Source organism: Paraburkholderia sp. SIMBA_053 (assembly GCF_046534895.1).
In the GTDB taxonomy this organism is placed as follows: domain Bacteria; phylum Pseudomonadota; class Gammaproteobacteria; order Burkholderiales; family Burkholderiaceae; genus Paraburkholderia; species Paraburkholderia caledonica.
This window is the reverse complement of record NZ_JAWRXU010000913.1, coordinates 1-263: the sequence shown is the minus strand read 5'-3', so window position 1 is coordinate 263 and position 263 is coordinate 1. Positions and strand designations below refer to the sequence as shown.

At 57.8% G+C, this 263-nt stretch carries 1 pseudogene; it reads right to left on the bottom strand.

The window, feature by feature from the left end:
• Positions 1-263 (bottom strand): annotated as a pseudogene (locus SB753_RS38270) (peptidase S1); the annotation flags it as partial.

Here is a 263-nt window from a genome sequence, read left to right as displayed (position 1 = left end):
CGTGACGAAGTCATAGAACCCGTTCGCCGACAGCACTTTCAGATCGACGTTGAGCGCCATCACGGCGGCGAGGTCGCCCGCCGTGTAGAGAATGATGTTGCCCTTGCTGTCGAGGCCCTTCTGCTCGCCCGTCGGATCGATATGGCCGAAGTCCCAGAACTTGAACGCCTGATCGTTCAGATCCGTGAACGCCGAGTTCGATGTGAACTTCAACTGCTCGTTCAGATACACGTTCCACATCGTCGTGTAGACGCCCGTGACGG